Origin of the sequence: Parerythrobacter aurantius, assembly GCF_045291475.1 — a bacterium.
GTDB lineage: Bacteria > Pseudomonadota > Alphaproteobacteria > Sphingomonadales > Sphingomonadaceae > Parerythrobacter > Parerythrobacter aurantius.
On record NZ_CP147985.1, the window covers coordinates 1,597,211 to 1,608,723 of the forward strand.

At 65.3% G+C, this 11,513-nt stretch carries 16 protein-coding genes; 9 read left to right on the top strand and 7 right to left on the bottom strand.

The window, feature by feature from the left end; all coding sequences use genetic code 11:
• Nucleotides 1-2 precede the first annotated feature (2 nt).
• Together metX and metW are read left to right on the top strand one after the other, a co-directional pair.
• Entirely contained in the window at nucleotides 3-1,097 is a 1,095-nt protein-coding gene (gene metX / locus WAB17_RS07865) for a homoserine O-acetyltransferase MetX (protein WP_435416806.1), read from the top strand.
• A complete protein-coding gene (metW, locus tag WAB17_RS07870; RefSeq protein ID WP_435416807.1) occupies nucleotides 1,090-1,707 on the top strand; it encodes a methionine biosynthesis protein MetW in 618 nt (205 codons plus the stop codon). The genes metX and metW overlap by 8 nt, the downstream gene beginning before the upstream one ends.
• Here metW and WAB17_RS07875 read toward each other — a convergent pair.
• The 5 genes from WAB17_RS07875 to WAB17_RS07895 form a co-directional block, all read right to left on the bottom strand.
• The gene (locus WAB17_RS07875) at nucleotides 1,691-1,915 is read right to left on the bottom strand and encodes a hypothetical protein (RefSeq protein ID WP_435416808.1); all 225 of its coding nucleotides are present in this window, start codon (nucleotides 1,913-1,915) and stop codon (nucleotides 1,691-1,693) included. The two genes, metW and WAB17_RS07875, sit on opposite strands and share 17 nt — an antisense overlap.
• A gap of 77 nt (nucleotides 1,916-1,992) precedes the next feature.
• Complete coding sequence (gene fghA, locus WAB17_RS07880; protein WP_435416809.1) at nucleotides 1,993-2,835, bottom strand: S-formylglutathione hydrolase; 843 nt, start codon at nucleotides 2,833-2,835, stop codon at nucleotides 1,993-1,995.
• 138 nt (nucleotides 2,836-2,973) lie between these two features.
• Complete coding sequence (locus WAB17_RS07885; RefSeq protein WP_435416810.1) at nucleotides 2,974-3,450, bottom strand: prolyl-tRNA synthetase associated domain-containing protein; 477 nt, start codon at nucleotides 3,448-3,450, stop codon at nucleotides 2,974-2,976.
• Nucleotides 3,451-3,534: 84 nt separating this feature from the next.
• Nucleotides 3,535-3,906, bottom strand: coding sequence for a VOC family protein (locus WAB17_RS07890; RefSeq protein WP_435416811.1), 372 nt, complete (start codon nucleotides 3,904-3,906; stop codon nucleotides 3,535-3,537).
• A gap of 56 nt (nucleotides 3,907-3,962) precedes the next feature.
• Nucleotides 3,963-5,075 (bottom strand): S-(hydroxymethyl)glutathione dehydrogenase/class III alcohol dehydrogenase, encoded by a 1,113-nt coding sequence (locus WAB17_RS07895; RefSeq protein ID WP_435416812.1) that lies wholly within the window; start codon nucleotides 5,073-5,075, stop codon nucleotides 3,963-3,965.
• A 134-nt stretch (nucleotides 5,076-5,209) separates the two neighbouring features.
• Between WAB17_RS07895 and WAB17_RS07900 the strand changes: the two genes are divergently transcribed.
• From WAB17_RS07900 to WAB17_RS07910, 3 genes are read left to right on the top strand one after another with little or no spacing between them, the layout of a single operon-like run.
• Nucleotides 5,210-5,854: a carboxymuconolactone decarboxylase family protein gene (locus WAB17_RS07900; RefSeq protein WP_435416813.1), complete on the top strand. Its 645-nt coding sequence runs from the start codon at nucleotides 5,210-5,212 to the stop codon at nucleotides 5,852-5,854.
• Nucleotides 5,854-6,378, top strand: coding sequence for a VOC family protein (locus WAB17_RS07905; protein ID WP_435416814.1), 525 nt, complete (start codon nucleotides 5,854-5,856; stop codon nucleotides 6,376-6,378). The genes WAB17_RS07900 and WAB17_RS07905 overlap by 1 nt, the downstream gene beginning before the upstream one ends.
• Complete coding sequence (locus WAB17_RS07910) at nucleotides 6,363-7,229, top strand: isocitrate lyase/PEP mutase family protein (protein ID WP_435416815.1); 867 nt, start codon at nucleotides 6,363-6,365, stop codon at nucleotides 7,227-7,229. Before WAB17_RS07905 ends, WAB17_RS07910 begins: the two co-directional genes overlap by 16 nt.
• A gap of 45 nt (nucleotides 7,230-7,274) precedes the next feature.
• Here WAB17_RS07910 and WAB17_RS07915 read toward each other — a convergent pair whose 3' ends face one another.
• The gene (locus tag WAB17_RS07915; protein ID WP_435416816.1) at nucleotides 7,275-7,652 is read right to left on the bottom strand and encodes a VOC family protein; all 378 of its coding nucleotides are present in this window, start codon (nucleotides 7,650-7,652) and stop codon (nucleotides 7,275-7,277) included.
• 51 nt (nucleotides 7,653-7,703) lie between these two features.
• On the bottom strand, nucleotides 7,704-9,131 hold the full coding sequence (locus tag WAB17_RS07920) for an NAD-dependent succinate-semialdehyde dehydrogenase (RefSeq protein WP_435416817.1): 1,428 nt from the start codon (nucleotides 9,129-9,131) through the stop codon (nucleotides 7,704-7,706).
• A 145-nt stretch (nucleotides 9,132-9,276) separates the two neighbouring features.
• Here WAB17_RS07920 and WAB17_RS07925 point away from each other — a divergent pair, with 145 nt between their 5' ends.
• From WAB17_RS07925 to msrB, 4 genes are all read left to right on the top strand, one after another.
• Nucleotides 9,277-9,642, top strand: a complete 366-nt coding sequence (locus WAB17_RS07925; protein ID WP_435416818.1) for a hypothetical protein — start codon at nucleotides 9,277-9,279, stop codon at nucleotides 9,640-9,642.
• Between the two features lie 73 nt (nucleotides 9,643-9,715).
• Nucleotides 9,716-10,156 (top strand): hypothetical protein, encoded by a 441-nt coding sequence (locus WAB17_RS07930; protein WP_435416819.1) that lies wholly within the window; start codon nucleotides 9,716-9,718, stop codon nucleotides 10,154-10,156.
• Nucleotides 10,157-10,207: 51 nt separating this feature from the next.
• The gene (locus tag WAB17_RS07935) at nucleotides 10,208-10,879 is read left to right on the top strand and encodes a glutathione S-transferase family protein (protein WP_435416820.1); all 672 of its coding nucleotides are present in this window, start codon (nucleotides 10,208-10,210) and stop codon (nucleotides 10,877-10,879) included.
• A gap of 206 nt (nucleotides 10,880-11,085) precedes the next feature.
• Nucleotides 11,086-11,508 carry a peptide-methionine (R)-S-oxide reductase MsrB gene (gene msrB / locus WAB17_RS07940; protein ID WP_435416821.1) on the top strand — a complete coding sequence of 141 codons (423 nt, stop codon included), beginning with the start codon at nucleotides 11,086-11,088 and terminating at the stop codon, nucleotides 11,506-11,508.
• The last annotated feature ends 5 nt before the right edge of the window (nucleotides 11,509-11,513 follow it).

Sequence of the window (11,513 nt, forward strand, 5' to 3'; positions counted from 1 at the left end):
GAGTGTCCAATCCGCACCACACAATTGCGCTGTCTGACCCGCTGTCCCTCGACAGCGGGCAAGTGCTTGAGCGTGTCGAGATCGCCTACGAAACCTATGGCGCGCTGGCGGCGGACAAGTCGAACGCGATCCTCGTCTGCCATGCGCTGACCGGCGACCAGTATCTTGCCAGCACCCACCCCATCACCGGAAAGCCCGGCTGGTGGGAACGGATGGTCGGGCCGGGCCTCCCGATCGACACGGATCGCTATCACGTGATCTGCGCCAATGTTATCGGCAGCTGCATGGGATCGACCGGGCCCGCCAGCCTTGCCCCCGACGGCGAGCCTTTCGGGATGCGTTTTCCTGTCATCACCATTCGCGACATGGTGCGCGGACTTGTCGGCCTGCTCGACGGGCTGGGGATCGAGCAGCTTCACGCCGTGGTCGGCGGCTCGATGGGCGGAATGCAGGCCCTGAGCCTTGCCGCCAACTGGCCCCAACGCGCCGCGCGCGTGCTCGCCATTGCCACCACTGCGCGGCACTCGGCGCAGAATATCGCCTTCCACGAGGTCGGGCGGCAGGCGATCATGGCCGACCCGAACTGGCGCGAGGGGGATTACTACACCAGCGAGCAGGCTCCCGACGCCGGGCTGGCGGTAGCGCGGATGGCGGCGCATATCACTTATCTGAGCGAGGAAGGACTGACCGAGAAATTCGGGCGGCGCCTCCAGGATCGGGCGGAAAAGACTTTCGGGTTCGACGCCGATTTCCAGATCGAGAGCTACCTGCGCTACCAGGGCAGCGGCTTCACCCGGCGGTTCGATGCCAACAGCTACCTCTACATTACCCGCGCGATGGACTATTTCGATATCGCCGAAGAGCATGGCGGCAAACTGGCAGACGCCTTCGCCGGCACGACGGCACGCTTCTGCCTCGTCAGCTTCGACAGTGACTGGCTCTACCCGACCGCCGAGAGCCGTCACGTCGTCCATGCGCTCAATGCCGCGGGCGCGCCCGTCAGTTTCGTCGAGCTGAGCGCCCCGTTCGGCCATGACAGTTTCCTGCTCGACGTCCCGGCGCTCGACCGGGTGGTGAGGGGTTTCCTCGATGGCTGAGTTGCGCCCCGACCTTCGCACCATTCTCGAGCGGATCGAGCCGGGCAGCCGCGCGCTCGATGTCGGGTGCGGCGATGGCGCGCTGATGGCGGCGCTGCGCGACGGCAAGCAGGTCGATGCGCGCGGTATCGAGATCGACGGGACCTGCGTCGAGCGCTGCGTGGCGCAGGGGCTCAGCGTGGTGCAGGGCGATGCCGACCGCGACCTCGCCTTCTATCCCGATGGCGCGTTCGACTACGCCATCCTCAGCCAGACGCTCCAGACCACCGCCCGGCCCGACCATATGCTGGCCGAGCTGCTGCGGGTCGGCAGGCGCGCTTTCGTCAGCTTTCCCAACTTCGCCTATTGGCGGATGCGCTGGGCGCTGGTGAGCAAGGGTCGCATGCCGGTGACGCGCCACCTGCCCGTCAGCTGGTACGAGACGGCGAACATCCACCATGTGACGGTGAAAGACTTCGAGGAACTCGCCGGCGGCCTCGGCATCCGGATCGAGAACCGCTGGTTCTTCACGCGGGAACGCGAGGTGTCCGGCGGCGGTGCCAACTGGCGCGCGGAATATGCCCTGTTCGAGGTGAGCCGCGACGCCGCCCCGGTCAGAGGTAAGAGATAGCGACCACTGCCGCCAGCGCAGCCCCGGTCACCGCGCCTGCAATCTTCGAACTGACGCCGAGCCAGTAGTTTAGGGGCAGTGTCTGGCGCGAAACGTCATGTTCCTCGTGCGCCATCCGTGTGGTCCCGCTCCTCAAATCGGCAATTGCGGCCAAAGCGCAAAAAATTGAAATAAGCACCAGCGTGACCAGAACGACATACCATTGCATTTCGGCGACCTCCTAAGCGACGGCATAACTTCGTTACTTCAACCAAGCTCCGCCAAGATTATCTTATCCGTTCGACGCTATTCTGCCAGATATTTCGCATGCCACCCCACGTGCTCGGCCATGAAGGTCGAGATGAAGTAGTATGAATGGTCGTAGCCTTCCTGCAGCCGGATGGTCGGCTCCATCCCCGCTTTCGCACAGGCCATGGCGAGCAGGCCGGGGCGAAGCTGTTCCTCGAGGAAGGTGTCGGCGGTGCCCTGGTCCACCAGCAGATGGGAATGCCGCGCGCCGTCCTCGATCAGGGCAACAGTATCATATTCGCGCCATGCTGAGCGGTCTTCGCCCAGGTAGCGGCCCAGCGCCTTTTCGCCCCACGGCACCTCGCCCGGCGCAACGATCGGGGCGAAGGCGCTGATCGAGCGGAAGCGGGCCGGGTTGCGCAAGCCGATGGTCAAGGCACCGTGGCCGCCCATGGAGTGCCCGGTGATCGACTGGCGGGCCATGTCGAGCGGGAAATGTGCGGCAACCACTGCGGGCAGCTCACGCTCGATATAGCTGCGCATACGGTAGTGCTTTGCCCAAGGCTCCTGCGTCGCATCGACATAGAAACCCGCGCCCTTGCCGAAATCGTATTCGTCTGCGACATCGGGCACATCGTCGCCGCGCGGGCTGGTGTCGGGGGCGATGAAGGCGACGCGGTGCTGCGCGCAGGCGGCGCGGAATTCGCCCTTCTCGGTGACATTGGCATGGGTGCAGGTGAGGCCCGAAAGATACCATAGCACCGGCAACGTCTCGCCCTCGGCATGGGCGGGAAGGAAGACCGAGAAGGTCATCTCGGTGCCGGTCTCCGCCGACCGGTGTGCGTAGACGCCTTGCACCCCGCCATGGCTACGGATCTGGCTGATGGTTTCGAGGGTCATGGGTTCAGCCTTTGCACTTCGGTTTGCTTCCCCGTCACTCCGGCCCCCGAGCCGGGGTCCCGCTTCTTTCGCGATATTGCGCTCGGCCGGAAGAAAGCGGGACCCCGGATCAAGTCCGGGGTGACGGGATCTGGTATCTCAGGTCTTGGCGGGAATCGCCGCCGCCACCGGCGCATGGCCCCAATGCCGCAGCAGGCGCAAGATGTCCGCGCCGGACAGCCCGACCGTCGCGGTGTTGCGCAGCGGGTGGACGTTGACCAGCCCAGCTCGCGCCAGCCCGCTGTCGAGCACCACGGTCACGCTTCCGGGCGCCGCATTGATCATGGCGAGGGGAGTGACCGACCCGGGCGCGATGCCGATCAGGCGCTGCATGTCCTCGGCATTGCCGAAACTCACCCGCTTGCAGCCGATCGCCTCGGGCAGGCGTTTCAGGTCGACGCGGATGTCGGCGGACACGGTCACGAGCCAATAGGCGCCGCCCGCATCCTTGAGGAACAGGTTCTTGGTATGCTCACCGGGAAGATGCGCCTTGATGTCGGCGCTTTCCTCGACGGTGAAGACCGCCGGGTGTTCATGCACCCGGTGCGGGATCGCATGCGCGAGAAGGTCCGCCATGAGGCCTGCTTCACCTGTTGCGGCCCCCACCCCTAACCCCTCCCCGCCGGGGAGGGGGATTGCTGGCCGCGCATCGTCAAACGATCAGCCCATCCGGTGCAGGGCGCAGAGCTTGTTACCGTCCGGATCGCGCAGATAGGCGAGATACATGCCCGAACCGGGACGCTCGCCCGGCGGGTCCTCGATCGCGGTGCCGCCGTTGGCAACACCTGCCGCGTGCCAGGCGTCGGCCTGTTCCGGGGTCATCGAGAAGCCGACCGTGCACCCGTTGCCATGGGTCGCCGGCTGACCGTCGATCGGCTGGGTGACGAGGAAAGCGCCGCCATTGTGGAGATACATCAGCCGCCCCTTGGGATCGACGATGCCCTCGCGCCCGCCCATTGCCTTGAACGTCGCGTCGTAGAATTTCTTGGACCGGTCGATATCGTTCGATCCGACCATCATGTGGCTGAACATGCCGCTCTCTCCTCTTTGCGTTGCGTTTCGCTACCTGTCCCCGGGCACGAGTCGGGTCAATAGACAACCACGCTGCGGATCGACTTGCCTTCGTGCATCAGGTCGAAGGCGGTGTTGATCTCCTCCAGGCCCATGACGTGCGTGATCATCGGGTCGATCTCGATCTTGCCGGTCATGTACATGTCGACGATTTTCGGCACGTCGGTGCGGCCCTTGGCCCCGCCAAACGCCGTGCCGCGCCAGTTGCGGCCGGTGACGAGCTGGAACGGACGGGTGGCGATTTCCTTGCCCGCTTCGGCGACCCCGATGATGATCGAGGTGCCCCAGCCGCGGTGGCATGCCTCCAGCGCAGTGCGCATCACTTCGGTGTTGCCGGTGGCGTCGAAGGTGTAGTCGGCGCCGCCATCGGTCATCTCGACGATCTTGGCCACAACCTCCTCGCGGCTCATTCCGGCAGAATTGAGGAAGTGGGTCATGCCGAAACGCCTGCCCCATTCCTCGCGGTCGGGGTTGATGTCGACGCCGACGATGAGGTTCGCCCCCGCCAGCCGTGCGCCCTGGATGACGTTGAGACCGATCCCGCCGAGGCCGAACACGACGACATTGTCGCCGACCTGCACCTTGGCGGTGTTGGTCACCGCGCCGACCCCGGTGGTGACGCCGCAGCCGATGTAGCAGGCAGACTGGAACGGCGCGTCCTCGCGGATTTTCGCCACCGCGATCTCGGGCAAGACGGTGAAGTTCGAGAAGGTCGAGCAGCCCATGTAGTGATAGATCGGCTGGCCCTTGTAGCTGAAGCGCGTCGTGCCATCGGGCATCAGCCCTTTGCCTTGCGTCGCGCGGATCGCGGTGCACAGGTTGGTCTTGCCGCTGAGGCACGACTTACACTGGCGGCATTCGGGGGTGTAGAGCGGGATCACGTGATCGCCCGGCTTCACACTGGTGACGCCCGCGCCGACTTCGCGCACGATGCCAGCGCCTTCATGGCCCAGAACGGAGGGGAAGATGCCCTCGCTATCGAGCCCGTCGAGCGTATAGGCATCGGTGTGGCAGATGCCCGTCGCCATGATCTCGACCAGCACTTCGCCCGCCTTGGGTCCGTCGAGATCGAGCTCGACGATCTCCAGCGGATTCTTGGCTTCAAAGGCGACGGCGGCGCGGGTCTTCATGGGGGTGGTCTCCTGATGTCGGTCGGCGAGGGACTAGGCGCTTGGGCGACGCGAGGTCAATCGCGCTTTCCGCCTTGGCGCGCCCCTCCGCCTGCGATACGTCTTGGCGCCCAGGGCAGGAGAGGGAGAGTTCCATGCCGCGACTCAAACAGGCCGGGCGCGAGGCGGGCAATCCCTATGCCGACCGCATCTTCACCCTGTTGTTCGGCGAGCGTGACCCGATCGCGGAACCTGGCACCGCCACCGGCACGCCGGGCAATTGGTGGACGGTGTTCAACATCGTCCCCGACGCTTTCCGCCACACCACCGAAGGCTTCCAGTTCTACCGCTCGCCCGAACGCAAGCTCGACCCGAAGCTGCGCGAGCTGGGCCAGACGCGGGCGGGCTACACCGTCGGCTCGCAATTCGTGTTCTCGCAGCATTGCAAGGCCAGCCGCGATGCCGGCCTGACCGAGGACCAGGTGCAGGCCATCCCGCACTGGGCGGCGGCGGGCTGCTTCAGCGAAATCGAACGCGCAGTACTGGCCTATACCGATGCGCTGGTGCTGCAACGCGGGCGGGTGCCCGACGGGGTGTTCGCAGTGCTCAAGGCGTATCTCTCGGACGAGGAAATCCTCGAGCTGACCTACATTACCTGCACCTACATGATGCACGCCGTGATGAGCCGGGCGCTGAGGCTCGAATATGACGATGTCGACGACCGGGTCGTCGAAGTGCCTGCACCGGGCGAAGGTTCGCAGGACGTCATGGCGATGGTGGACGAAAGGGAGACGGACTGATGGCCTATCATCATCTGGCGCTGGCCGCGAAGGACATGAGGGCGACCCACGAATTCTACGAAGGGATCATGGGGTTCGAACTGGTCAAGGTCGAGGTCGCGCCGATCATGTCGGGTGGGTGGGGCAAGCACTTCTTCTACCGCATGGACGGCGACGACAGCCGCTTCATCGCCTTTTGGGAACTCCACGACGGGCCGGGGGCGGAGGACTACATATTCGACCTTAACAAGGCGGCCAGGCTGCCACCTGCCACCAATCACTACTCCTTCGCCGTGAGCAGCGAGGAGGAATTCGCCCAGTGGCGCGAGAAATGGCGCGCGGCAGGGCTGCAGGTGTTCGAGATCGACCACAATTGGTGCAAGTCGATCTATACCCAGGATCCCAACGGCAACGCGGTCGAATTCTGCCTGACCACCGGCGAATTCACGGCCGCCGACCGCGAACGCGCGCTGGCAGCGCTAGACGAGACCGAGTTCAAACCCTCGCCGCCACCGGCGATGATGAAGATGTGGGAACCGGCCTGAGCGTGAACGTCGGCGCGCACCGGTTTGCCGAGCTGCTGAATGCGGGCGGGCTGATCACGGCTCCGGGCGTGTATGACGGGCTGAGTGCGCGGCTGGCGGCGGCGAGCGGGGCGCAGGCGCTCTACCTCACCGGCTATGGCGTCAGCGCCAGCCTGCTCGGCCAGCCCGATGCGGGCTTCCTCGGCCGGGGCGACATGGTGGGCCGGATCGAACGATTGCTGGGCGCGGTCGACGTGCCGCTGATCGTCGATGCCGATACCGGCTTCGGCGATGTGGCGGAAACGGTGCGGGCCTACGAAGCGGCCGGCGCGGCGGCGATCCAGATCGAGGACCAGCGTTTTCCCAAGCGTTGCGGCCATACGCCGGGGCGCGAGGTGGTGCCGCTGGAAGAAGCGCTCGACCGGATCAAGGCCGCGCTCGATGCGCGGCAGGATAGGGCCTTCAAGATCGTCGCCCGCACTGATGCGCGGACGGCGCACGGTCTCGCCGCCGCCATCGAGCGGGCACAGGCGTTCCACGAACTGGGGGCGGATATCCTGTTCGTCGAAAGCCCGGAAAGCGTCGAGGAACTGGAGGCCATCGGCAAGGCTATTCCCGGCGCCAAGCTGCTCGCCAATATGGTCGCGGGCGGACGCACTCCGTTTCTTCCGCCCTCAGAACTTGCGGCCATGGGCTTCGCCGTCGCGATCTATCCGGTGATGGGGCTCGCCGCCTCTGCCTCCGCGCTGCAGGCCGCCTATGCCGGATTGGCGAGCGGCGTGCCGGACACCTCGGCCCATATGCCCTTCGCCGATCTCAATCGTACGGTCGGCTTCGAGGCGATCTGGGCGGAGGATGACTGCCCGGACTGAAAATCCGGCAACTCAATCGGAACGCCAAGTGCCGGCACGGCTCGCTCAGAACTGCGTCAGGCTCAGATTGTTGCCATCGGGATCGAGGAACCATGCGATCTGGGGACCGCCACCCGGCGCTTGCCAAATCCCGTCTTCGCGCTGGCCGAAGCCTTCGTAGATCTGGAAAGTGACGCCGCGGTCACGAAGAACGGACATGGTAGTGGCGATATCATCGACCAGCCAGCCGAGGATCGTGTGCGGGCTGGGCGTGTGACCGCCGATATCGCTCAGCCGCATCATGGTGCCATTGAGGTCATAAACCACCGCGAAGTCATCTTCGGAAAGCTGCGTCAGGCCGAGCGTTTCGCCATAGAAAACCTTTGCCGCCGCGCGATTGGCTGTTCCGATGAAGATCACCGGCTTGCATTGAGCTAAAGACATGGCAGCACCTCCTTCTCCCGGGAGGCATCTTACCAGCAGTGCTGGCGACTGTCAGCTTTCGTGCACGGTCTTGCTGACTAGGCAAGCGGCAACCCCGTCAGCGCCATCTTCCAGTCCGTAGCCCGACCACTTGACCCCACCGAACGGCGCATCGGCCGCGCTGACCGTCCCGCCGTTGATGGCGATCATCCCGGCCTCGATCTCGCTCGCCAGCCGCATCTTGCGCTTGGCGTCCTGCGTCCAGGCGTAGGCGGCAAGACCATAAGGCAAGCGGTTGGCTTCCTCGACCATCGCATCGTAGCCACGCATGGGGTTGATGATCGCGACCGGCCCGAACGGTTCCTCGTTCATGATCTCGGCGTCGGTCGGCACTTCGCTCATCACGGTCGGCTGGTGGAAATAGCCCTGGTTGCCGATCCGCTCACCGCCGGCGAGTACCTTCGCGCCATGCTCGCGCGCGTCGGCGATCTTCTTCTGGATGCCGTCCGGGCCGCGTTCGCTCGCCATCGGGCCCATCTGGGTGTCGGCGTCCATGCCGTTGCCGACCTTGACCGCCTTGGCCCGGTCGACGAATCCGTCGCGGAACCGCTCGAACACATCTTCCTCGACGAGGAAGCGAGTAGGGCTGACGCAGACCTGCCCGGCGTTGCGGAACTTGTTGCCCGCCATCGTATCGAGCGCCTTGTCGATATCGGCATCGTTGAACACCAGCACCGGGCCGTGGCCGCCCAGTTCCAGCGTGGCGCGCTGTAGGTTCTCGGCTGCCAGCTTGGCGAGTTGCTTGCCGACCGCGGTGGAGCCGGTGAAGGTGATCTTGCGGATGACAGGGCTGCCCATCAGGTGCTCGCTGATTTCCGACGGCACGCCGAACACCGCCTGGCACACGTCACCCGGCACGCCTGCATCGAGCATCGCCTGGACCATGGCGAGCCCGCCAGCCGGGGTTTCCTCCGACGGCTTGACGATGACCGAGCAGCCGGCGGCGAGCGGGCCGCCGATCTTGCGCATCACGTTCAAGGCCGGAAAGTTCCAGGCGCTGAAACCGGCTACGGGGCCGACCGGCTCATGCCGCACCTCTGCGCGCTGGCCGTCCGGGCGCACCAGCGTCCTGCCATAGAGCCGCTTGCACTCGCCGGCATAGAATTCGAGCAACATGGCGCAATAGATCACTTCGCCTGTGGCTTCCTTGTGCGGCTTGCCCTGTTCGCAGGTGATGGCGGCGCCGATATCCTTCGCCCGCTCCCAGATCAGCCCGGCAGCCTTGCGCAGCACGGCCTCGCGTTCGTCCGCCCCGGTCACGCGCCACTTGGCGAAGCCGGCCTTGGCGTTGGCGAGGGCGGTGTCGAGATCGTCGGCACTTGCGCGCGGCAGGGCGGCGATCGCTTCGCCCGTCGCAGGATCGAGCACATCGATCGTCTCGCGGCCGGAGGTGATGGCCTTGCCGCCGATCAACAGGGATAATTGGGGGTAGCTGCTCATGGTAATCCTCTCGTGTGCACCGCGTGCGCGCCTGATAATGGCCGGAGGCGGGCGTGTAGCGGCAATGCCAGGTCCATCTGGGCGGGGGACATTGCTTAGTAAAGGGGCAGCGTGGGTTAAGGTTCCGCATTATAGGACATGGCCGATGCTGAATCTGCTCCCCGCTCTCGCGCTCGCCGCCGCGCCCGCTCCGTCGATTGGCCCTGTTCCCGCCCAGGATGCGGGCCTGACCCTGCAGCAACAGGCTGGCCTGCGCTGTGCGGCGGCCTTCGCCATCGTCCAGCGCGACCGGAATGCAGGTACCGCGGCCCACCCCGGCTATCCCGACATGGAAGTGCGCGGGAAGGAATTCTTCGTGCGAACCGGCGCGCAATTGATGGACGAACTGGGGATCGATCGCGGCCGGGTGCAGGCGCTCATCCTTGCCGAGGTCGCGGCGCTGGACGCATCGCGCAGCCTCGAGGATGTCAGGCCCGGGTGCCTGCTCCTGCTCGACGCCTCCGGCCTCTGACCGTTCATCGGCGGGTCACGCTGCATCGCCTATCAGAGCGCGCTTTGCTGCGTTGTTCCAGGAAGGACTGACCATGCGCCGTATGCTGCTGACCGCCGTCGTGGCGCTCTCCCTCGTCCCCGTAGCCGCCTCGGCCCAGGAAGAGGAAGACGCTGCCGCCGAGCTGACCGAAACGTTGCGCGACCCGCGCACGCAGGACCAGATGGCTGCATCGGTCTCGGCGCTGTCGCGCGCATTGCTGGACATGGATCTCGCGCCCTTGGCCGAAGCTATCGGCAAGGCGACCGGCGAACCGGTGGAGGCACTGGAGCGCGGTCGGACCTTGCGCGAGATGTCGCCCGATGCCGAACGTGTTCCCGAAGCGATCGAGCGCGAGCTGCCGCAGGCGATGGACCGGATGGCCGACATGGGCGATGCTTTCGCCCTGATGCTGCCCGCGCTGCGCCAGATGGCAGAGCAAATATCGGCGAACCTCGAACAAGCCGTGGAAGAGTCCACCGAAAGGGCGCGATAAACGCCGCCCACCTGTGGATTTTCCGCGCCGCATGCGGCATGGAAACATCCCATGTGGCGTGTCTATTGCTTCCCCCTTTGCCCGTTCAGCCGCAAGATCCGCCTGTTGCTGGGTGAAAAGGGCGTGGGCTACGAGGTGTGGCGGACCGATCCGTGGGATGCGGACGACGAATTCTGGAACATGAACCCTGCCGGCCGCACCCCCGTGGTGCGTGATCCGGCGCGGGATATCACCCTGGCCGACAGCCGCGCTATCGCCGAATATTTCGAGGAAACCGTCGATCGCGCGCCGATGATCAACGGCACAGCTGCCAATCGTGCGGAAATCCGCCGGCTGGTGGCGCTGTTCGACGAGAACTTTTTCGGCGACGTCACCCTGCCGCTGCTGCACGAGCGGATGAAGAAGCGGCTGATCCTGCGCGAACCGCCCGACAGCCGCGTGCTGCGCGAGGCGATGAAGCTCGCGCATGGTCATCTCGACTACATCGATTGGCTGGTCGATACCCGGCCCTGGCTTGCCGGCGCGCAGATGAGCCTCGCCGACCTCGCCGCTGCGGCGCAGATCTCGGTCGCCGACTATCTCGGCGGGATCGACTGGAAGGGACACGACCAGAGCCGCGACTGGTACACGGCCTTCAAGAGCCGCCCGAGTTTCGGCCCGTTGCTGAGCGAACGGATGGAAGTAATCCAGCCGCCGACGCACTACGCGATGCTGGATGCCTAATTGGCTTTTCGCAGCCGCCTCCGCGGCTGCGTCCTCGGGGCTGTTCCTTCGCTGCGCTACGGGCCCCTGTGCGCGCGGTCGCGATTGCGGCCCCTCCGCCGGGGCCGTTCTGAAGCCACTGTAATCTCCACCCCCGTTCGCACGAACTCGCGGGTGTTGGCGCATCAACCGGCGATGCCTACATTTCCCTGCAAAGGAGACACCCGATGACCGATCCCAAGGCCATTCCCGACAGCCAGTGGCGCGAGAAGCTCGATCCCGAGCAGTACCATATCCTGCGCGAGAAGGGGACGGAGCGGGCCTTTACCGGCAAGTACGACAAGCATTACGATGCGGGCGAATATTACTGCGCCGGCTGCGGGGCCAAGCTGTTCGAAAGCGACGCAAAATACAACAGCGGCTGCGGCTGGCCGGCCTTCACCCGCCCCAGCGACGGTGAGGCCGTCGCCGAGCACCGCGACACATCCTATGGCATGATCCGTACCGAAGTGACCTGTGCCAATTGCGACGGGCATCTTGGCCATGTGTTCCCCGACGGACCGCGTGACCAGGGCGGTTTGCGTTACTGCATCAACAGCGCCGCGCTCGAGTTCGAACCGGCCGAAACAGCTGGCGACAAAAGCGGATAGGCCGT